At 68.0% G+C, this 20450-nt stretch carries 24 protein-coding genes and 3 pseudogenes; 12 read left to right on the top strand and 15 right to left on the bottom strand.

Annotated features, from left to right (window positions below; translation table 11 throughout):
* Positions 1-323: IS5/IS1182 family transposase (locus G412_RS0128765; protein ID WP_028815083.1), on the top strand; the 323-nt coding region annotated here is incomplete at its 5' end.
* On the opposite strand, the gene G412_RS36450 is transcribed toward G412_RS0128765, so the two are convergent.
* From G412_RS36450 to G412_RS0128725, 8 genes and pseudogenes are all read right to left on the bottom strand, one after another.
* A complete protein-coding gene (locus G412_RS36450) occupies positions 302-670 on the bottom strand; it encodes a hypothetical protein (protein WP_037650124.1) in 369 nt (122 codons plus the stop codon). The genes G412_RS0128765 and G412_RS36450 overlap by 22 nt on opposite strands.
* Entirely contained in the window at positions 664-858 is a 195-nt protein-coding gene (locus tag G412_RS0128755; RefSeq protein WP_028815082.1) for a helix-turn-helix transcriptional regulator, read from the bottom strand. Before G412_RS0128755 ends, G412_RS36450 begins: the two co-directional genes overlap by 7 nt.
* Positions 858-2326: pseudogene (locus tag G412_RS36445) on the bottom strand (replication initiator). Before G412_RS36445 ends, G412_RS0128755 begins: the two are co-directional and overlap by 1 nt.
* A gap of 135 nt (positions 2327-2461) precedes the next feature.
* Complete coding sequence (locus tag G412_RS0128745; protein WP_028815081.1) at positions 2462-3238, bottom strand: DUF2637 domain-containing protein; 777 nt, start codon at positions 3236-3238, stop codon at positions 2462-2464.
* A gap of 47 nt (positions 3239-3285) precedes the next feature.
* Positions 3286-3471 carry a hypothetical protein gene (locus G412_RS0128740; protein WP_028815080.1) on the bottom strand — a complete coding sequence of 62 codons (186 nt, stop codon included), beginning with the start codon at positions 3469-3471 and terminating at the stop codon, positions 3286-3288.
* Position 3472: 1 nt separating this feature from the next.
* Positions 3473-4342, bottom strand: coding sequence for a hypothetical protein (locus tag G412_RS41665; protein WP_341860604.1), 870 nt, complete (start codon positions 4340-4342; stop codon positions 3473-3475).
* A gap of 33 nt (positions 4343-4375) precedes the next feature.
* On the bottom strand, positions 4376-4732 hold the full coding sequence (locus G412_RS41660) for a hypothetical protein (protein WP_341860603.1): 357 nt from the start codon (positions 4730-4732) through the stop codon (positions 4376-4378).
* Between the two features lie 330 nt (positions 4733-5062).
* Positions 5063-5449: an SCO3933 family regulatory protein gene (locus G412_RS0128725; RefSeq protein WP_028815079.1), complete on the bottom strand. Its 387-nt coding sequence runs from the start codon at positions 5447-5449 to the stop codon at positions 5063-5065.
* Between the two features lie 160 nt (positions 5450-5609).
* On the opposite strand from G412_RS0128725, the gene G412_RS37440 reads away from it, so the two are divergent.
* Entirely contained in the window at positions 5610-6080 is a 471-nt protein-coding gene (locus tag G412_RS37440; protein WP_051338672.1) for a GntR family transcriptional regulator, read from the top strand.
* A 1482-nt stretch (positions 6081-7562) separates the two neighbouring features.
* Here G412_RS37440 and G412_RS0128715 read toward each other — a convergent pair.
* From G412_RS0128715 to G412_RS39885, 3 genes are all read right to left on the bottom strand, one after another.
* Complete coding sequence (locus tag G412_RS0128715) at positions 7563-8384, bottom strand: GNAT family N-acetyltransferase (RefSeq protein ID WP_244283285.1); 822 nt, start codon at positions 8382-8384, stop codon at positions 7563-7565.
* Between the two features lie 194 nt (positions 8385-8578).
* A complete protein-coding gene (locus G412_RS39890) occupies positions 8579-8770 on the bottom strand; it encodes a hypothetical protein (protein WP_157839186.1) in 192 nt (63 codons plus the stop codon).
* Entirely contained in the window at positions 8770-9315 is a 546-nt protein-coding gene (locus G412_RS39885) for a hypothetical protein (protein ID WP_157839185.1), read from the bottom strand. Before G412_RS39885 ends, G412_RS39890 begins: the two co-directional genes overlap by 1 nt.
* 723 nt (positions 9316-10038) lie before the next feature.
* On the opposite strand from G412_RS39885, the gene G412_RS0128710 reads away from it, so the two are divergent.
* Together G412_RS0128710 and G412_RS36430 are read left to right on the top strand one after the other, a co-directional pair.
* Entirely contained in the window at positions 10039-10452 is a 414-nt protein-coding gene (locus G412_RS0128710; protein WP_028815077.1) for a hypothetical protein, read from the top strand.
* 201 nt (positions 10453-10653) lie between these two features.
* A pseudogene (locus G412_RS36430) lies at positions 10654-11548 on the top strand (IS982 family transposase).
* Between the two features lie 983 nt (positions 11549-12531).
* On the opposite strand, the gene G412_RS41180 reads toward G412_RS36430, so the two are convergent.
* From G412_RS41180 to G412_RS39880, 3 genes are all read right to left on the bottom strand, one after another.
* Positions 12532-12888 (bottom strand): GntR family transcriptional regulator, encoded by a 357-nt coding sequence (locus G412_RS41180; RefSeq protein WP_341860605.1) that lies wholly within the window; start codon positions 12886-12888, stop codon positions 12532-12534.
* Positions 12889-12944: 56 nt separating this feature from the next.
* Positions 12945-13223, bottom strand: coding sequence for a hypothetical protein (locus G412_RS39405; protein WP_028815076.1), 279 nt, complete (start codon positions 13221-13223; stop codon positions 12945-12947).
* 99 nt (positions 13224-13322) lie between these two features.
* Complete coding sequence (locus G412_RS39880) at positions 13323-13472, bottom strand: hypothetical protein (RefSeq protein WP_157839184.1); 150 nt, start codon at positions 13470-13472, stop codon at positions 13323-13325.
* 208 nt (positions 13473-13680) lie between these two features.
* Here G412_RS39880 and G412_RS41860 point away from each other — a divergent pair, with 208 nt between their 5' ends.
* A complete protein-coding gene (locus G412_RS41860) occupies positions 13681-14037 on the top strand; it encodes an amidase domain-containing protein (protein WP_078607485.1) in 357 nt (118 codons plus the stop codon).
* A complete protein-coding gene (locus G412_RS36420) occupies positions 13995-14309 on the top strand; it encodes a hypothetical protein (RefSeq protein WP_028815075.1) in 315 nt (104 codons plus the stop codon). The genes G412_RS41860 and G412_RS36420 overlap by 43 nt, the downstream gene beginning before the upstream one ends.
* Here G412_RS36420 and G412_RS0128685 read toward each other — a convergent pair.
* Entirely contained in the window at positions 14283-15194 is a 912-nt protein-coding gene (locus tag G412_RS0128685; RefSeq protein ID WP_028815074.1) for a bifunctional DNA primase/polymerase, read from the bottom strand. The two genes, G412_RS36420 and G412_RS0128685, sit on opposite strands and share 27 nt — an antisense overlap.
* Positions 15195-15490: 296 nt before the next feature.
* Here G412_RS0128685 and G412_RS0128680 point away from each other — a divergent pair, with 296 nt between their 5' ends.
* The 6 genes and pseudogenes from G412_RS0128680 to G412_RS0128660 all read left to right on the top strand — a co-directional run bounded on the left by G412_RS0128680 (position 15491) and on the right by G412_RS0128660 (position 20337).
* Positions 15491-15802 (top strand): hypothetical protein, encoded by a 312-nt coding sequence (locus G412_RS0128680; RefSeq protein ID WP_028815073.1) that lies wholly within the window; start codon positions 15491-15493, stop codon positions 15800-15802.
* Positions 15803-16006: 204 nt separating this feature from the next.
* Positions 16007-16969: pseudogene (locus G412_RS41175) on the top strand (bifunctional MaoC family dehydratase N-terminal/OB-fold nucleic acid binding domain-containing protein); the annotation flags it as partial.
* A 147-nt stretch (positions 16970-17116) separates the two neighbouring features.
* Positions 17117-17512: a MaoC family dehydratase gene (locus G412_RS41170; protein ID WP_244283287.1), complete on the top strand. Its 396-nt coding sequence runs from the start codon at positions 17117-17119 to the stop codon at positions 17510-17512.
* Entirely contained in the window at positions 17509-18675 is a 1167-nt protein-coding gene (locus G412_RS0128670; protein WP_028815071.1) for a lipid-transfer protein, read from the top strand. The genes G412_RS41170 and G412_RS0128670 overlap by 4 nt, the downstream gene beginning before the upstream one ends.
* A gap of 52 nt (positions 18676-18727) precedes the next feature.
* Positions 18728-19594, top strand: coding sequence for a DUF1906 domain-containing protein (locus G412_RS0128665; RefSeq protein WP_028815070.1), 867 nt, complete (start codon positions 18728-18730; stop codon positions 19592-19594).
* Between the two features lie 176 nt (positions 19595-19770).
* Positions 19771-20337, top strand: a complete 567-nt coding sequence (locus G412_RS0128660; RefSeq protein ID WP_028815069.1) for a SigE family RNA polymerase sigma factor — start codon at positions 19771-19773, stop codon at positions 20335-20337.
* Positions 20338-20450: the final 113 nt, after the last annotated feature.

Below are 20450 nucleotides of genomic sequence, written 5' to 3'. Positions count from 1 at the left end.
TACGGAAGGTGTGGGTCGACGGCGGCTACCGCCAGCACCTCGTCGAACATGCCGCCGCCCTCGGCATCGACATGGAAATCACCACCCGCACCCCCGGGACCAGGGGTTTCACCCCCATCCCGAAGCGGTGGGCGGTCGAGCGGACCTACGGCTGGCTCATGCTCCACCGCCGCCTGGCCCGCGACTACGAAACCCACCCACACCGCTCCGAAGCCATGATCCACCTCGCCATGACCGACCTCATGGCCCGCCGCCTCACCGGCGAGAACACCATCTCCTGGCGCGACCCGACACCAGCACATCAAAGCCGCATCCCAGGATGAAACAACAGGATGAAACGACCTCTGACTGTCGCGAGCGAATCAGCGATGCTCGCGCGGTGCTTTGCCGACGCGGTCGGCCACTTCATGGCCGCGTACACACGAGCGTGGGCGTACCAGGTGGGGGACTGAGCCGCCTGCGCCTCCGACGCGGGGAGACCCGTTTCTGTGTCGAACTGCTCGCGGTTACGCAGTGCTGTCAGCAGCTCAGATCGTCGGCCATCGGCTTGCGCCTTGATCTTGTAGCTCTTGGAAAACGGCTGGATCCCGACACGCCAACGCAGTTGGTAGGCCGCCGCACGGTTGGCCCGCTTGCGGATGCCCCAGATCTGCACGTCGTACGTCAGCACGTGGGCACCTCGCAGCCCTCGAACCACGCGTCGAGGTCGGCCCGGCGGATGCGGATCTGCCCGTTGGGGAGCTTGAGGCAGCGGGGTGCTTTCCCGCGAGCGCGGAGCCGGTAGAAGGCGGCCCGCGACATGCGCAGTTCGGCCAGCGCTTCCACCATGGTGAGCATGCGGGTGGTTGGTGCGGCGATCACTGCCATACCTCTCCTTCGGTCTTGGTCCGTTCCTTGTCGGCGCGTGTCTGGTTGATGTCGTGGCGTGTCTGGGCGGCGAGGAGTTCTTCGCCGGGGCGGTAGCCGGAGGCGAGGTAGGCCCAGGAGGTTTCGGTTACGAGCACGGTGTCCGGGGTGGGCGCGGCGTGGCCGGCGCGGACGCGGGCGACGTCGGCCTGGGCGAGGCGCCAGGCGCGGCGTACGTCGCGGAGAGCGCCGAGGGTGGTGGAGTAGGCGCGGGATTTGGTGGAGAAATGGCCGCGAAAGCCGAGCATGTGGGCCCACTTGCAGAGCTTGAGGTCCGCGAACTCGGGCAGGCCACCCAGGTCCCAGGCGGTACGGATCATCTGCCGTACGTGCCGCTGCACGGGCAGGTCCCGCAGGGGTTCGGCCTGCCGGGTGCCTTCGCAGTCGGGGCAGAGGTCCCGGGCGCGTCCGCCGACCATGCCCCGCCCGGAACAGGTCCGGCAGATCAGGGAGCGGTCCACGGTGCCGGAGTCTTCTGCGCTCTTGGTGGCGTACTTGGCGACGTACCCGGCCACGGCTGCGTCGGTGAGTTCGCCGTCGCCCAGCGCGGTGATCTCCCGTACATCCAGCATCTCGCCCCAGCGGATCTCGTGGTCTCCCACGGTGGCGGAGGTGACGGTGAGAGCGGTGCGGGGTGCGGCGGCGCGGACGGCGTGGGTGAGGTCGTCCACGCCTGCCCAGGCCGGCGGGGCGCTGGTGTGGCCGTCGGGGCCATCGATGCGGATGACGGCATGGAAGTGGACCAGGCCGCGCTTCTGGTACTCGGCGACCTTGGCGAAGGAGACGCGCAGGGCGGCCTTCATGTCCTTTTGTGTGATGCCGAAGTGCGCGGCCAGGGCGCGGCGGAGGTTGAGGGTGAAGCGTGCCCACAGGGCGCCCGCGTGGGCGTTCCACAGCACGGCGCCCGTGTAGTCGTACGTCCTGGGGTTGAGGGGGGTCCCCAGTTTGGGGGCGTCCTCGGCGTGGCAGTGCCGCATCGGCAGGGGTAGAGCTTGCCGTCCTTGGTGGTGGGCCGGTTGTGGACGGGGCCGAAGGAGGGGGCGGTGAGGGTGGCGAAGACGCGGGGGTGGGTGCGGACGGTTTCGGGGACGTTCTTGCCGCCGCAGAGTCCGGCGCGGACGAGGTGGAAGGTGTCGGCGGCGTAGAGGCGGGAGCAGGCGGGGCAGCGGGAGGCGCGGCGGTTGCCGCAGGTGGTCAGGGGCCGTCCGGTGGGTTCGTCGCTGGTGCTGTAGGAGCGGATCGTTTCGCCAGTGGTGGCGTTGCGGGTGTGGGTGTGGCCGACGAGGTTGACGGGTCGGGTGCAGCCGCGCAGGCGGGTGATCTGGTCGCGAGTGCGGTCGAAGTCTTCGAGGTTGGCCAGTTCGGTCAGGTCCCGGACAGCGGGGCTGATCACGTGCCGTAGGTCGAGGTTGCGGGGCATCGGCAGGAGGATCCTTTCCGCTGGTGATCAGGTCCCCGGGCAGCACCGAAGTGGAGGTGGGGCACTGCCCGGGGCATGACGGGCCAGGCCCAGGGGGCCGAGAGGGGGAAGGTGCCGGGAAGGCCGGCGGGAGGGTCAGGCCGACAGGGCCGCATGTGCGGCGGTGGCCAGGGGAAGGCCGACGCCGAGTCGGGCCTTGAGCTGGGGCAGCGTGATCGGCTGTCCGGTTGCCGCGCGGTGGGAGTCGGCGATCTCGCGGGCGGCGTCCAGCAGCGCCGGGGCCACCTTGACCGCTGGCACAGGTACGGCAACAGGAGTGGGAGTGTGGATCACCGGAGCGGGAGCCGGGGGCGCCAGTGGTTCGGGCACGGCAGCCGGTTCGGGATCCGGCGCCGGGGCAGGGTCAGCTTCGGTCTCCGCCGGGGCATCCTCGGGGACGGGTTCCGCGTTGGACGCTGGATCGGCTACGGGGGCCGGGGCCGGAAGCGGGGTTGGAACGGTGGCTGGGGCGGTGACGGCGTGGAAGTGGCGCAGGAGCGCGGGGCCGACAGCTCCCCAGCCCAGCAGGAGCAGCGGGGCCACGGCGTCCACGCAGGCGCGGCCGTAGTGCCCGGCGATGATCGGTTCGGCGATGTTGAGGGCGAGGGTGAAGAAGCCGGAGGCGTGCATCAGGCGGGTTGCGCCCTTGAGATCATCAGCGGCCACACCGCGCAGAGACAGGTACCGCAGGGCGACGAGGAGGCCGAGGACGGACAGGTCCACCATCGGGGCGATCAGGGGTGCGATGGGGCCGGGGATGCCCAGGCGCAGGGCCAGGCTCCAGACGTTGCCGAAGGAGAACACGAAGGCCAGCAGGGCGATGATCGCCATGACCACGGTCACGGTGCGCTGTGTGATCCGGTCTTCGGACATGAGGGGTTTCACCTCCTTCCGGGAGGAGTTGGGGCCAGGTAGACGGGTCAGGCGGTGGAGTCAGACCCGGCCAGGTGGACGGCGTTCGGGCCGAGGTAGTACAACAGGACTCGGCGCTCGTGGGTGTTGGCGATGCGGTAGGCGGCGATACCGATCCGCAAGGCCCGACCGAGGTCCCCGGCCGCGATCATCCTCCGCATGGCTTCGATGTAGATGCTGACGTTCTCTTGCATGTCAGGCCGCCACGGCCGGGGGCTCGGGGTCGTCCTTGGTGAGGTCCACGACCGTGCGGCCGGTCAGGTTCTCCAGGAGCCGGGCCGGGTGGCGCACCAGGTGGGCAGTCTGTTCTGCCACGCGGGCGGCGTCCTCGTCGTAGACGTAGGGGGTTCGGATGCGGATGAAGCCGGGGTGGCCGTGCTGGGACATGACCGCGACGCCGACATAGGCGGGGTCCTGAAGGGTGACCGGACTGACGTCGGGCCACTCGCGGATGTCGTCGCCGAGCGCGGCAACGGCAGCGTCAGCGGTCTTCTGCGCGAAGGACAGCCCGACCGGGCACACGTCCCGGATGAACGTGGGGATCGCATCCCCGGTTGTCTTCTGCGTGGTCAGGAACGTCAGGAGACCGACCGAGCGTCCCTTCTTGACCAGGTCTTCCGCCAGTCGGGCGTTCTCCGCAGCCAGGGCGGCGAGTCGCTTGGTGGCCGGGTCGGAGCCCCTGTGGTCGCGGAAGTAGGTGTGGGCTTCGTCGATGACGATGACGACCAGCGGCCAGGCTTCGGACGGGCCGACGTGCCACATGTTCTTCACGCCCAGCACCTTGCGGATGGACGCGGAGCGGGCCCGGCGCAGTTCCACAAGTTCCTTGAGGAGCTTGTTCGCCTTCTCCAGGTCGTCACCGCAGAAGGCGAAGGCCCGCTGGACCAGGTCGGCGTAGTCACCCTCATAGGCGTGGGACACCTTCCCGTCGAGGAAGGCGAACTGCACGGCCGGCGAGGGCGCCCAGTCGCACACCAGCCGGTTCACGCACGAGGTCTTCCCGAAGCCGGGCAGGCCGCCCATCGCCACCCCGGGCACTTCCTTCAAGGGCACGAAGACGGGCATGCCGAACTCATCCACCCCCAATTCCCACAGCGCTTACTCCTGCGGCGGGCGACCGGTGGGCACGTGCGTGGTGGGCGTGATCAGCGGGTCCACGCGCACCCCGCGCAACATGACCTGTCCGGGCTTGTCCCCCGGCACCACGGACACACGGGTCATGCGCCAGGCGTCCGCGAGGTAGGGAGCCGCCTTCTGGAACTCCGCAAGGCCGACCTTCGGCAGGCAGTTCGCCCACGCCATCACCCCGAAGGCGTCCGGAGTGACCTTGAGGTTCGGAGTCAGGACCCGGGGCTGGGGTTGCTTGCCGTCCGTGTTCGCAAGCGAGGCAAGCGCGGTCGGCATCTTGTCCGTGACCGACAGTCCGGCCATCTGCGCGAGCCGCTTCCAGCCCACCGGATCCGGACCGCCTGCCGGATGCTGACCCGCTCCATCGGTGAGGCCATGAAGTAGCGCACCAGCCACACCACCGCCCAGAGGGCGATCGCAGCCAGGCCCAGCCAGACAGCGGCGCCCAGCCAGCCGAACGCTTCGTTCAGCTCGTTCACCGGTCCTCCTTCGTTCTGTTCGACAATTCGAGCGGCGCCATGTCATGGGCCGCCGAGCGCGCGGGGACGCGCAAGATCAAAGGGAGCTGGGGCTCCAGGTAGGCGGCCGCTTCGTTCATGAAGATCACGAGCGGGCGGCCACTATCCTTGGGTTCACCCCGGGGTACGGGGAGCAACGTCACGCCACAGCGCCCTCGGGTGCGGGCATCTCCTGCGGCAGGAACGGGGTCTGGACCAGTTCCAGGGCGTCGCAGCGGTAGGCCACCCCGTCCTGAAGCTGGTCGTTGAAGACCCGCGCCCACGGGGCCGCGAAGAGGTTGACCGGACGGACGAAGCGGCCCGGGTGCAGACCGTTCGGAAGCCCGGACTGCGGAACGGTCACCTTCATCGTCTCGGCGCGCTCGTCCTCCATCAGGAAGAGCGTCACCGTGAACAGCGGCTCACCGGTCTCCCGGTCCACCGCACGCTCACCGGTCTCCTGGTTCTTCCACTTCGGCACCGGCGGCGTACCGGTCATGACGTTCGTGGTGTCCAGCACGTGCACACGGATAACGGTCCTGGCCATGGCAGATAGGCCCTTTCGGTGGGGAAGTGACCGCTTGTTCGGCCACGACCAAAAGCTAACCACAACGCACTAGGCGTACTGCTACACCTAGGTGTTGGACCATGCCTGCTACCCATGGGTTTCGCAGGTAAGGCGAAGGCGGCGGTCGTATCCTGCGGGCATGACACTGCCCCTCGAAGACGACTCCCGGCCGCCCTACGTCCAGGTGGCCGACTACCTCCGTCGCAAGATCCAGAGCGGCGAACTGGGCCCCGGCGACAAGGTCCCCTCCTCGCGGGAGCTGCAAGAGCAGTTCGGACTTGCCAGCGCCACCGTGCAGAACGCCTTCCGGATGCTCAAAACCGAGGGACTGATCTACAGCATTCAGGGCCGGGGCAGCTTTATCCGCCGGCCCAGCGCGGAGGGCGGAACTCCGGCAGCCGGAAGCGGAGAAGGGGACGCGTCCGCTGACGCGTCCCCCCTCACTCCTGACGAAGACCGCTACATGCGCCTGTCCATGGAAGTTGAAGACCTCAAGTTCCAACTGGCCGGCATGAAGCAGGACATGGCCAAGATGTTCACTCTGATGCAGAAGATGGCAGACCACATCGACGGGCAAGAGAACCAAGTTCCCGAGCCGCCCTCTGCATGAGTGCTGCGAACTCGGCCACCTCGTCGGCCAATTCCTGCACGTCCGCTTCCAGCGCCGCGATCTCCGACTCGTTCACTGTTTCCCCGCCCATCCCCGTGCTGTTCTTCCGTACCGTCTCGCAAAACCCCTCAATGCCCCGCACTGGCGACGCACGCGCATGCCGTCCGGCCTCTCGTCCGGGAAGCCTGCTGAAACCGGACGCTTGGTGGCAACCCTGTAGCCCACCGGACGGGACAGGCCGCGAGAATCCCCGCTGACATCCCGCCGTGCGGGCGGCGACGGTGCTGAACCGTTCCGCCCTACGGGAGGCCGCCAACCGCTCCGGCCGGCTCTGAGGCCTCTCGATCACCACCCGCTCCACCTCCGCTTCCCAGGCCGCAGCCCTCCGGGAATTCTCCGGAGAACCCGGGAATTCGGAATTCCCGCCCTGCCTGATACGAGCCGCCCAAGAGAGTTCGCGGCGGTCATCTGCTACAGGTGTCGAGATCGCTGAATCCGTGACACTTGCCCACCAACTTTCTGGTATGACGCTCATCACAAACCCCGCTCTCCCGGTACGCGGACCATCCGGCTGGTGACAAGGGTCGGGAGAATCGCCGGTTTGGGAAACCGGGGATCGTCGGCTATGTTTCGCCGCCCGTCGGCTCGCAAATTTGTGGCGTGGATCACATCTCCCGCATTCCGTGTGCATAGACACCGGAACCTCCGGCGCGAGCCGCACGCAATCAGCGAAAGCGGACACCCCTCCCGAACAGCCATGCCGCACCCCTCCCACCTGTGGACAACTCCGTGCGAAGAGCAGGAGACCACGCCGATCCTGTGGATAAGGGAACGCGATTCCGCGAACAGACCATGCTGAGCCGGGTGAAATGAGATTCTGCGGATACGCCGGGTATTGCATGGCAAAATAGCCCACTCCCTACCGGCCGAAGTGGCCCAAGGGGTGAGCTGTCCAAAGTTTCTTTACTGGATCAAGGCGGCCCGCTGACGCGGGCCGCGCGGCGCGGCGGCCCCAGGCCGCCGCTGGCTCCATGTCTCCGCCACCGCCTGCGACGGCCCCTGCCCGCTCGCGCCGCAAAAGCCCGAGGAGCGGGCAACCGGATACGTGAAGAACCCCGCCAGTCGTCCCACGGCGAGCGCGGCCGACAGCATTGGGACGCGGGCCAGGCCCGCACAGGTCGCCGCGGATTGCTCTTCAGCCAGTCGTGGCGGGGCGGCCGGCCTCCACGGCTTTACCCACCTGTTCGGGCCGGGGCCCGCGTCGGGCAAGTCCAGGGGGCCACTCGTTCAAATTCCGGGCAGGGGCAAAGCCTGCCCGAGTTGCCGGGCCAGCGTACGGCCCCCTGCACATGCCCGACCCCAACCCGAACAGGACACCGGCCAAAGCCGCTCCGGCCGACCGCGTTGTACGCCGCGCCAGCGTGGGCGAACAGTCAAGGCGGGAACTGTAGTTGGCGTGTACGCGCAGAGGTTCTGAAGCGGCTACGCAGGTGTGGTGTGGCTGAAGCCGAGGGAAGTCAGCCCTTCGGCTTGGCACAGCCTGTCGGATGGGCCGCCGACCTCGGTTTGGAGGAGCTGGTAGACCGCGCCGTGGGACTGGCCCCAGTACATCGCGGCCCGCCACAGGGCGCGACCCAGGCCCTGCCCTCGGGCCTCGGGCAGGACGGCGAAGTACTGGGGCATGAGCTGGTGGCATCCGATCGCGTCGGTGCGTACTTCCATGGGGCCGATCGCACCCAAGATTTGGCCCTCGACGGCGGCGGCGAGGACCGGGCCGCACCGGCCGGCCTGCATTTGGGCGTGGAGGAAGGCCAGGCCATCCGCGGCCATGGCCGCGGCGAACGGCGCGAAGGTGTCCTGCACGGCGGTCGGCCAGTCGGGCATAGGGCGGACCGGGCCGCCGAGGTCTGGGCACGGGCAGGTGGTGAAGTCCTTGAGCTGGATGCGTGTGCCGCGCGGGAAGGCGGTCTCGGGGCCAAGCGGGCGCACAACCTGGGCCTTCATCGCGTCGTGCACGGCGGCGAGCTTCACCGCAAGCTCGGCGGCCTCGTTCACAACGCTGCCATGGTGCCCGTAGGCGAAGACCTTGACGGTGCCGCGTCCACGCCGGGTCAGGGTGGGCATGAGGGTGTGGTCGGGCTGATGGACCACATCGCCGCAGAGGACTGTCTCGTCCTTCTCGCTACTCCAGCGCCGGTCCTTGTCGTAGTGGAGGAAGGACCGGCCAGTGACGGCCGCTCGCAGTGTGTCCTCGAAGAGGTCGACAGTGAGGACGTGGGGGTGGACGGGGCCGAGAGTCGGCACGATCGGCGCGGTCAGTACCGACTGAGCTCTCGATCCCCGAGAAATGCTTCAGGGATAGCTCCGGCAGTCGCCAATGTTATTCTGGGCCATGCGTGCAGCCCGATATCCTCTGCGAGTTTATCGGCGTCGTCCTTCAGTGTGGCCGCGCGCAGCGCTCGCAGGACGTCGGCCAGATCTGGCCTGGTGCCCCCTAGTCAGTCGCCTTTGCCGAGAATGGCGTCAACGAAATTATGTGCGTACCAGAAGCTCAGCTCTCCTTCGGCCCGGCGAAGTGCGACTAGAAGTTTGGGTATCTCGGAGGAGTGCTGCGTCAGCAGGCAGGTCTGAAAGTATCGGTTGCCGATATTTTCGGGACCGTCCTCGGCGATCGATTCGAGGATTTCCACTATCTGCCAGGTGGTGCGTGGGCGGCCAAGTTGAGGAAACTTTGGTAATCCATATGTGCGTGGCCGAGTGCAACAATGACAGCTGGCAGCCATGTTTCTAGGGGTTGGCCTGCCCCCTGTCTTGCGAGATTTGCAATATCCTCCATGCCGGCGTTGATGAGGGGCGAGATTAGCGCCTCTAGATCAGATGAGTCGCCGGTTTTTTGATCCTGGGATTCCTGGGGGTCCGTCTCGTGTGGCGGCTCAACGACATGCCGATTTTTGGGCGCAGTGGGGTGTGCTGCCTTTTCTTGCCAAAATTGCTCGTCGGTATCTTCAGGCGGAAGTGGAACGCCGATCGAATGCGCGTAGTCGGCGCATGCTCGAACCAGAGCCAGCACCTGGACCATTTTCAGACCACTAGTTCCGGAGAACTTATCCTGGATAGAGGCCCGGCTCATCCTTCTGCCTTGGCGATCGGTGAGCTTCTCCAGGTCTCGCAGCGATGGGTTGCCAGCCCGGACACGCAAGCGGCCCAGCTGTTTCGCCAGGGAGTCATCAGTCATCGCCCCGCCCCGTCTCATGGTTCGTTGCCGCCGCCTGTCCAGAGTCGTCCAGCATCGGCCACAACTGTCCAGCTCAGTTGCGTTCAGACTAGGGCGCGGTGAGCCGACTGTCCGGAGTTCAGCAGGAACGTCCGAGGCACTGGTGGACAGCTGCGACGCACAGCTTCCCTTGGAGCGTGTCCCCATCAACGGACGCGTTGTCAGACGGTGAGAGGAGCATGGAACCAGTGGATGTGACCATCACGCTCTGGGTTCTGGCCGGCTCGGGCGTGGCGAGCGTTGCATTGTTCGCTGCCAAGGGCCTGCTTGATCAACTATCTGGAGTCTTCGACTCTTGGCGTGCTGCGCAACGCGCGTGGCGAGGAGACCCGCCACCAGCACCGGAGCTTCACTCCTGCCAAGGTGCCTGCGCGCTGGATCACCCAGACGCTCGCCCCGTCTGAGCACCTGCCTAGAGGTATCTGATGGGCTAGACGAATAAGTCCGATGCCTGGCTGTCCTGGAGCGGCTGACCTTGCATGGGTCAGTTTGACCTTGCATCTGGATCTGCATTGGACATCTGGATCTTGCGTACGGTTGCCGAGGGCGGCAGGACCTCTCTCGGCGGGGGCGGCCTTGGTGTGTAAGTCAGTACGAGGGGCCCACCGGTCTGTAGCACGGATGCGATGCGGCTGCACGCCGGCCGGATGACCGGCGTGGCGGGAGGGCTGGGACTATTGCGTCATGAAAAGACCTGTCCGCCTTGCCGCCGTTCTGTGCACTGCAGCCCTGCCCTTGCTGGGGGCCTGCGCCCTGGATTCTGGCACGGCGAGGGACCACTCCGCCGAGTCCCCGAGGCCCAACGCCACCACCACAGTCGCGCCCGACTCCGCCGCGCAGCTTGCCGACCGCTACCGAAAGGCGAGCGGGAACAAGGATGTGTATGGCATCCAGCGTGCCGACGGCCCTGGTGGCGTTCCGCTGCTGACCGTGTGGACGCACAACGCGGTCGATGACGCGGAACCCTTCGACCGCCTGAAAGTCTCGCTCACTGACTACCTGAAGCGCGAGGAAGACGTGGATCTGGGCAAGGGGTATCTCATGGACGTGTTCGGACCGGACGGAGGCATTCAGCATCGATTCGACGCGCGCCCATAGGGTGCGGATTCGTGCGGTGAGACTCGGGTGAGCCTGAGCGCAGTCGCCAAAGTTGCAAGGTCGGGTTGCCCAACTCAGGCGATGGTTGTGCAGCCTGACTTTTCACCCGGCTGGTCACAGCAGCCGAACGGTGCAGTCCCCAGGCGGATCGGACACTGGCGGTGCGTCCGGGAATGCGGACAGGGTGTCCAAGATCGTTGTGTGACCGACGAACTGAACACCCTGCTGACCGCACTGTATGTGAAGACCGACGACGAGATCGTGGAGGCGCGATGGATGGGCAGACCGCCGCAGTTGACGGATGCCGAGCTGGTCACGCTCGCGGTCGCGCAGGCGTTGCTCGGTTTCACTTGCGAGGCGCGCTGGTTGCGGTACGCGGAGCAGCACCTGGGCTCGATGTTCCCGTACCTGCCGCAGCAGTCCGGGTACAACAAGCGCCTTCAAGGCCGCGTTGCCGCTGGTCAAGAAGGCGATACGGATGCTCGCGGTGGACACAGACTTCTGGTTCGACAACCACTGGATCGTCGACTCCACCCCACTGCCGTGCGGGATGTCGAGGCCGACGGTGAAGCGGTCGGAGATGGCCGGCTGGCCCGGATACGGATACTGCGCCTTCCACTCCCGCTTCTTCTGGGGCCTGCGCCTGTACCTCGTCTGCACCCCGACCGGGATGCCGATCCTGTGGGCCCTGGCCAACCCGAAGATGGGCGAACGCGAGGTGTTGCAGGCCATGCTTGATGGCGAGGAGGGCCTGGTTGCCGAGCGGCCCGGACTGCTGCTGATCTCCGACAAGGGCTTCGCCTCCAAGGAGTTCGAGAACGACCTGGCCCAGCGCGGCATCACCCTGCTGCGGCCCTCGTTCAAGCGGGAGAAGAAACGCAAGGGCGAGGGCCTGCTCAAGTCGGTACGCCAGCTCATCGAGTCCGTGAACGACACCCTCAAGGGCCAGTTGGACCTGGAGCAGCACGGCGGCCGCACCTTCGAGGGCGTCGCCGTCCGCGTCGCCCAGCGCATCCTCGCGACGGCTGCTGCAATCTGGCGCAACCACAAAACCGGAGCACCCACCATGCGCTCCCTCATGGCATTCGATCACTGAACACATCGGACTTATTCGTCTAGTGGACCAGGTATGGACCGCCAGCGGCGGTGAGTGACCCGGAGGTGGGGGAACGTGCAGGTCATGCACGACGAAGACGCTGCTCGCAGCACTCTCTTGAAAACCGTCGTGGCAGCGATGTCACCGTGGGTTCAAATCCCACACCCACCGCAGGTGAACGGCCCCTGAGCAGTCACTTTGGTCAGGGGCCGTCAGTGCGTCAAGTCCCCGTGATCAACCGCTGTTGACCGCGATTCCCTACCCTGGCGGGCACGGCAGGGGCACGCGCACTTCCTCAGTGCCGGTACCTGGCCTGACCTCCCCGCACGTGAAGCAGGAATTCCGCGATCACTGGCCCGCCGTGGCGGGTACGAGCGTGACGCCAAGGTCGTCCACGACTTGTAGCGCTCGTGCTGTCGCCGCACCTTCTGGGTCGTGACTGTTGAGTGCTGCTGTCCAGGCTTCGAAGATCGGCCTAACTGGCTCCCACTCGGGAGTGGCTGCGAAATCGCAGATGAACCAAGGTTGATCAACACCGTTGGGAGTAAGCACTCCAAGCAGCGTGTCGCCCTGCATGAGTCGCAAGGAATGATCGGTCACTGTGCCTCCCACTGAGTGAGGCCCGCACGGTACCGCGCGGTCGGTGGAGCGGCTTTGGGGCGAGTGATCACGGCCCCTTACGCTGGCCGCGATTCGGGCAGCACCTAGCCTGCCCGCACAGCCCGAATCGGGGCCATGATCTTAGAGGCTCGCCCCAAAGTGGCTGCCTAAAGCCGTGGAGCCGACCGCCCCAGCCACAACGGGTTTCCTACCCCCATCTCCCGAGCACGCGGTGCGCCGCTCGGCGCGGTCCGCCGCTGGCGAAGACAGGGCGGCGGACCGCGCCGAAGAGCGGCGCACCCCCGCGCCGTGCGCGGGGGCCTTGATAGAGGTAGAGAAACCTGTAACAGCTCCAGTGCAACGGGCTGCTATTCCAGTCGTAGTCAGCGGCCAACTCGCGTTGCGCGCCGATGAAGTCCCGTGCGTGCTCCGCGATTGGCCGTGTTGATCCCAGTAGTAATTGGCCATGGTGAGGGTCGACGATCCCGGCTCGACCTCAAGGAGCGGTGCCACGTCGTCAGGAACGGCGCGAACGGACACGACGTCTCGACGCTTGGTGGCCTGCGTCCAGTGTGGTCCTCGATCAGCCCGAAGGTCATCTTCGGAAGTGGCCCAGTGGAGATCAGCTCTGATGCCGCCTGTGCAAGATCCGCAGGTAGCCACGACGTAGAGAGAGCAGCTACTCCCTCGTCGTCCAGATACCGGCGACGGCGCTGCACAACGAGGCTCCCTTCGTCCACCTCTAGGGCGTCGGCTACCTCGGCCGGGGCCGGAATCAGTTCAGCGCTCACGATCTCTACGCGTTCACCTGGCCGGAACCCGCTGCCGGTTGGAGGCCGAGGGCGAACTGGGCAGCCCAGTCATCCCCGGTTACCGCCCACGGGGACAGGCGCGTCTGCGACTCGCGCGGCACATGTTCATCGCGGACAACGTCCCGGTAGATGCGCAGGTCAGTGCGCTGGTTGCGCATCAGCTTGAACGACGAGTGCGGATGGAACCGCCCCCAGCCGTTCCCCTCATGGGACGCCTTCAGGCGCAGCAGGCCGTAGCAGAACCAGGGGGATTCCCAGGGCATGAGGATCGCGCCCCCGCTTCTGTCTGCGCCAGCAGAAGTACCAGCGGGAGGCGTCGACGCTGGCGCTGCGCAGGGAGTCTCTGGAGGCGGTCAACGGGGCTATACGCGGGCCGAGGGGTGGCGCTGACGCACGACAGTTTCGTGGTCGAGGGCGGAACTGCCACGCTCCATGCCACCGAAGACGCACGGCTGTACTTCCCGGATGTCCAGCAGGGGGAGTCCGAGTTCGAGGAGTACACGCTCCCGCACACGCGGCGGTTCACCTACAGCGACGGCGGATGGCTGCTGAGCCAGGACGAGGCGAGGCTGGACCCGAACGGGCTGCAGGCTGCCACGCAGCTGACAGAGGCGGCTCCCAACACGAACCCGGAGCCCGACGCGGCGGGCCGAGCCGCTGCCCACGGGGCCGTCCGAGCCGGCCACCGATCCGCTGCCGCCGGGCTCGGGTGCCGGGCCTGTGCCGTACGGGTACAACTACTCGAAGATGGTGGGGTACGCCAACAAGCACTGGAAGAACGCGAACAGCGACTACCGCTCCTGCACCAACGACTGCACCAACTTCATCTCGCAGGCCATGCGGGGCGGCGGCTGGGGAAACGACCTCGGGCAGTTTCGCCTCCCGCAAGGACAAACAAGAGGTGGTTCTACGGAAGTTGGTCATCGACCACACGATGATCGTGACGGCGACGAAGACCGGGGAGCGCTACCTGATCTACCGGTCGGGCCGTACGCACAACAGAAAGCTCAGTTCGCTGCTGAACTCGTATCCGCGTGCGTGGTGGCACGTCCACCGAACGGGACGCGGACGCGCTGACCGAGGTGGCGCCTCCGGGCAATGAGGTGGAGGAGGAAGCCGCCTCGCTGGTCGGCGTCCAGGGCGGGCGCAGGGTGAGGGTCGAGGATGTCGACATTAGCCATGAGTTCGGGACCGATTTCGCCGCCGCCGAGGTGGTCGCACAGGGCAAGCGGGGCGAGGAACAGCGCTACGGCCTGACGCTGAGCCGTGCGTCCGGGCGGTGGGTCGTCGTGATCGGGGAGAACCCCGTGGGACGCGAGAAATCACCGGCTGCCGCTGCCGAGACCTGAGAGGCGGGCGGCGGAGGCGATCGTGGCGCGGGCTTCGTGTTCGGTGAGGCCTGTGTGGACGGCCGCTTCTGTGAGCGCGTTCGCGAGGGCGTCGCCGATGCCGTTCTCGTACGCGCGGCAAGCGGCCCAGAAGAGGCGGGTGTTGCGCTGGCCCTCGTGTGCCGCCAGTACGAACTGGACCAGGCCGTGGCCCCCTCCTGAGCCGCCGGTCCGGCGGCCGGTGGGGGCGTGGGGGCGTGCGGGGGGTGTGAGGAGGCGGAGCAGTGCGCTGGGGCAGGGGGCCGGCGCGAGATGGCCGGTGCCTGGCGCGGTGCGGTAGACGCCGTGGGTTGTGAGCGAGCCGGGACCCACCAGGTAGCCGCCGGTGCCGCGGATGTCGATGCCGGGGGCCAGGCGGCTCGCGGAGTTGGGGACGACGACGTCCGGCGGGCCGGTCAGCCAGATGTGGCGGCCTCCGCTGGGAGTGAGGACGACGACGGTCTCCGGGATCGTGAAGAGGTGCCGCAGCGCCAAGTGCTTGAGGGCTGTGGTGGAGTCCGTGCCGGGAGCGGGGGTGGTTCCCGTGCCGGTGTCCGTCTTCGTGTCCAGGTCTATGCCGATGAGGCGGTGCGGGGGGCGGCCGCAGGCGATGCCGTAACCGGTGGCCCAGGGGGCGGCGGCGAAGAGGGCGCGGACGGTGGCCGGGTCGGTGCTGGCGTCGTGGACGCCGTGCCCAGGGCGCCCGCATTCGCCCCGGCACAGGTGCGGCTCAGGGGCGTCGCGGTGCGGGGAACGCAGGGCGGGGAGCTTGGTGCGGGACAGGGGGATGACGGGGAGCCCGCGCTCGGCGGCGGAGAGAGCGTGGGCGAGGGCCAGGGTGGCGGCACGCCGGTCGGAAATGGCCATGGGTTTATTTTCGTACGCGCGTTCGAAGAAGGGAAGGGGGCGGATTGGCCGAAAATGTACGGGAACGCTTTTCCTTGCGGGGCGGGTTGCTTCGGCAGGAGCGGTTAGCTGGGATTTGGGGGCGTGAAGGGTGTTTATCGACATGTCCTCACGCTTGAGGGGGAATAAGCGCCTCCGGGGTGGTTCGCCGGGGATTCGGTGGGCAATTCTGATCTCGCGACGTCGTCACCATCGCTGAGGCAGTCGGCCAACTGCCCCGGAACAAGGCGTACTTACCGTTCCCTGGAGGAATGCACATGGCAAGCATCCGTACCGCTCGCGTCATCGCCGCTGTAGCCGCCCTGCCCCTCGCGGCCGCTCTCTTCTCGGGCTCCGCCGTCGCGCACAACGGTTCCTTCGCGGGTAACGGATCGAACGCGACCGTGGCCACGGTCAGCGGAAGCGGTGTCACTGGCTTCAACGTCGGCGACTCGACCACCACGCAGCAGGTGGCGACGGGTCCGGGTGCCAGGAACCAGAACAACAGGGCGAGCGTCAACGGCTCGGGCTTCACAGCGATCGACCAGAGCAGCGAGACCGTCACTGTGAATTTCGCGCCGCTCTGGTGAGCCGTGGCCCGGCTGGGGTCTGTGTTGCGGGGTGAATGACTGCCTGCGCGACGGCGCTTGTCGCCGTTGCGCAGGCCGTTCCCGTTTCGGGCCGCGCTGTTGCTGTTGCTGTTGCTGTTGCCTTGACAGGCCGGTTCAACTGACGGACAGTCAGAAACCGGTTGGGTGTGGCGACGATGCGGCTCGGGATGCCGGGGGGCGGCGATGAGCGCGGACGTGAGTACCGACGCGAGTACCGACGCGAGTGTGCGTCTGTACGGGCGGCTGAAGGCCTTCGAGGGCCGGGCGGCAGTGGTCGCGGGGGCCGGGAAGGACCCCGTCAACGAGCCGATGATCAGGCACTGGTGCGAGGCGATGGCAGATACCGCGCCGGCGTACTCCGGTCCCGGCGCGATCGCCCCGCCCACGATGCTCCAGGCCTGGACGATGGGAGGCCTGTCCAGGCATACGGGCAGGTCGGCGGCGTACGACGAACTGCTCGCGCTGCTGGACGGCGCAGGGTACACCTCCGTGGTCGCGACCGACTGCGAGCAGGAGTACGTGCGGGATCTGCGGCCCGGGGACCGGATCACCTTCGACGCGCTGATCGAGTCCGTGTCGGAGCGCAAGACCACCAAACTGGGCACGGGGCACTTCGTCACGACGCGGATGGACGTCCGCGCGGACGGCGAGCCGGCGGGGACGCACCGCTTCCGCATCCTCAAGTACGCACCGGCCGGGCGAGGACGCGAAGGCGAGCGCGAAGGGGAACGTCAGGGACGTAAGGGCGGAAGCGAGCGGCCCCGGCCCGTCGTCAACCGGGACAACGCCGGGTTCTGGGACGGGGTGGCCCAGCACAGGCTGCTGATCCAGCGGTGCGAGGGGTGTGGGGCGCTGCGGTTTCCCTGGCTGCCGGGGTGCGGGGCCTGTGGGTCGCCGGAGTGGGAGACGGTCGAGGCGAGCGGGGCCGGGACGGTGTTCTCGTACGTCGTCATGCATCATCCGGCGTTCCCCGCCTTCGACCCGCCGTATGCCGTGGGGCTGATCGAGCTCGCGGAGGGCGTGCGCATGGTCAGCAACGTGGTGGGGGTGCCGTACGACAAGGTGCGGATCGGGATGCCCGTTCAGGTGGAGTTCCTGCGGGTCGACGAGGAGTTGGAGCTGCCGGTCTTTCGGCCGGCCGAAGGCAGCGGAGGCGGCGGCGGAGGTGGCAGAGGCGGAGGTGGCGGAGCGGCGAAGAGGGCCGGGGCTCATGGACTTCACGCCACGGACGCACACCGGGCGGCGGACGACTCGGCCGCGCGCAGGGAAGGAGGAGGGGAAGGAGGAGCCCGTATGAGGGTCGGTCATGAGCTGTCGGCGCTGGAGATTCCGGTCACCCGCACACTGATCGTCGCGGGCGCCGTCGCCTCCCGCGACTACCAGGACGTCCACCACGATGCCGAGGCCGCGCGGGTGAAGGGCTCGCCCGACATCTTCATGAACATCCTCACGACCAATGGCCTGGTCGGCCGGTACATCACCGACCACTTCGGCCCCGGCGCCCGGTTGCGCGCGGTGAAGATCCGCCTGGGGGCGCCGAACTACCCCGGCGACACCATGGTGCTGACCGGCACCGTCACCGCCCTCGACGCGGACGGCACGGCCGAGGTGCGGGTCGTCGGCGCCAACGGGCTCGGCCACCACGTCACCGGCAAGGTGACCATCACCGTCGCGGAGCAGGACTCGTGAGCGTACGCAGCGCCGACGCGCTCGGTGGGAAGGCTGCGATCGCCGGCATCGGGGCGACCGACTTCTCCAAGGACTCCGGGCGCAGCGAGCTCAAGCTGGCCGTCGAGGCCGTACGGGCCGCCCTCGCGGACGCCGGGCTCTCACCTGCCGACGTCGACGGCATGGTCACCTTCACGATGGACACCAGCCCCGAGATCACCGTCGCCCAGGCGGCCGGCATCGGTGAGCTGTCGTTCTTCTCCCGCGTTCACTACGGCGGCGGCGCGGCGTGCGCCACCGTTCAGCAGGCCGCACTCGCCGTGGCGAGCGGGGTGGCCGAAGTCGTCGTCTGCTACCGGGCGTTCAACGAACGGTCCGGCCGCCGCTTCGGGTCGGGCGTGCAGCACCGCGAGCCCTCGGCCGAAGGAGCGGCCCTCGGCTGGAATCTGCCGTTCGGGTTGCTCACCCCCGCCTCCTGGGTCGCCATGGCCGCCCAGCGCTACCTCCATACGTACGATCTGGCGCCCGACGTCTTCGGCCACGTCGCCGTCACCGCCCGCCGGCACGCCGCCCGCAACCCCGCCGCGTACTTCCACGAGCGGCCCGTCACCCTCGCCGACCACGCCGCCTCGCGCTGGATCGTCGAACCGCTGCGGCTCCTCGACTGCTGTCAGGAGACCGACGGCGGACAGGCGATCGTCGTCACCTCCCGCGAGCGGGCCAGGGACCTGCCGCACCCGCCCGCGGTGATCGTCGCCGCGGCGCAGGGCGCCGGGCGCGGCCAGGAGCAGATGACCAGCTTCTACCGGGACGGCCTGACCGGCCTGCCCGAGATGAACGTGGTCGCCCGGCAACTGTGGCGGACCTCGGGGCTCCGGCCGGACGACATCGATGTGGGCATCCTCTACGACCACTTCACCCCGTTCGTGCTGATGCAGCTCGAGGAGTTCGGGTTCTGCGGGCCCGGCGAGGGCGCCGGTTTCGTGGCCGGGGACGCCATGCCGCTGAACACGCACGGCGGCCAGCTCGGCGAGGCGTACCTGCACGGCATGAACGGCATCGCCGAGGGGGTCAGACAGCTGCGCGGTACGTCGGTGAACCAGATACCGGGCGCGGCCACCTCGCTGGTGACGGCAGGCACCGGCGTTCCCACGTCCGGGTTGATCCTCGGCGCGGATGGCTGACTGCGGAGTGTGAAGAGCGTCGGTGCGGCGGGGGACCCGTTCACTCTCCTTCATGTACCTAAAGAGGCTCATCGGATATGGACTCGCGCTGGCCGCCACCCTCGGCGTGCTGGCCCTCCCGCAACAGACGCAGGCGACAGAGGCGACGGCGGCACAGTCGAGAGCACCCGCCACGCGGACGGAGGCGTCCGCCGCCCGCACCGTGACGTTCCGCGGCCGGGCGTTCGACACCTGCAAGGCCCCGCCGGTCTCCACCCTGCGGGCCTGGCGTTCCTCGCCGTACCGGGCCGTCGGCGTCTACTTCGGGGGCCGGGGCAGGGCCTGCCCCAAGCAGCGCCACCTCAGCAGACGGTGGGCGGCGGACGTCACCCGGCTGGGCTGGAAAGTGCTGCCGATCTTCGTCGGCTCGCAGTCCCCGTGCGTGCACGCCAAGAACAAGCGGCACGTCCGGATCGGCCGCGCGCCCTGGCGCCAGGGCAAGAGGGAGGCGCGCCAGGCGGTACGGGCGGCGAAGGCCCTCGGCATGCTGACAGGAAGTGCGCTCTACCTCGACATGGAGGCGTACAACGTGCGGAACAGCCGCTGCGCACGCACCACCCTCGACTTCGTCCGCGGCTGGAACCGTGAAGTACGCAAGTACGCCTACCTCCCCGGCTTCTACAGCAGCGCGGAGTCCGGCGTACAGCACATGGAGCGCTCCCGCCGGGCGGGGGTCACGGACCTGCCGTCGGCGATGTGGTTCGCCCGCTGGGACGGCAAGCCGTCCCTGTACGGCGAGCGCGTGCTGGCCAAGTGGGCCTGGTCCCCGCACCGCCGCATCCACCAGTACGCCGGCAACGTCACCGAGAGGCACGGCGGCCGGCGCCTGACCATCGACCGCAACTCGGCCGACGCCCCGGTCGCCCGGATCGCCCGCTGATCGCCCGCTGACCTCCGAAGGACCGGGCCCGTCCCTGACACGCGCCCCCTACGCGGGACGACGCGGCCTCCACCCTCAGGAGGTGGGGCGGGCCCCACCCCTACAACCTGAGGCGGATCCGGGTTCGGGACCTGGGGGCGATCCGCCGCGTACGTCCCGCTCCTAGCGTGGAAGCCATGACCACGCCTGTCTGCACCAGCGCATCCAGGGCGGCGACAAGGGCGGCGACGCCGGCGCCCTATCCGTCGTTCTCCACGTACGTACGCGCCCGGGGGCCCGTACTGCTGCGCACCGCGCGCTCGCTCACCCCCAATCCGTGCGACGCGGAGGACCTGCTGCAGACGGCGCTCGCCAAGACGTACGTCGCCTGGGACCGCATCGAGGACCACCGTGCCCTCGACGGGTACGTACGCCGCGCCCTGCTCAACACCCGCACCTCCCAGTGGCGCAAGCGCAAGGTCGACGAGTACGCCACCGACGAGCTGCCCGAGCCCGCCCCCGCCCTCGTCAGCGCTCCGGCGGCCGACCCCGCCGAGCAGCAGGTGCTGCGCGACGCGATGTGGCGCGCGGTCATGAAGCTGCCGGACCGCCAGCGCGCCATGGTCGTACTGCGCTACTACGAGGACCTCACCGAGGTCCAGACGGCCGAGGTCCTCGGCGTCTCCGTCGGTACGGTCAAGAGCGCCGTCTCGCGCGCCCTCGGCAAGCTGCGCCAGGACCCGGAGCTGGCCCCGGTGCGCTGACCCCCTCCCTGTTCGCCGGGGCTCCGCGCGCCGCCACCGATTCGTACGCCCGGAAGTAGTGACATACCGCACGGTACGTGCGCAGAATCAGGCCACCCTTATTACTGCCGCGT

This window comes from Streptomyces flavidovirens DSM 40150 (genome assembly GCF_000429085.1).
Lineage (GTDB): Bacteria > Actinomycetota > Actinomycetes > Streptomycetales > Streptomycetaceae > Streptomyces > Streptomyces flavidovirens.
This window is presented reverse-complemented; position numbering and strand designations above follow the sequence as displayed.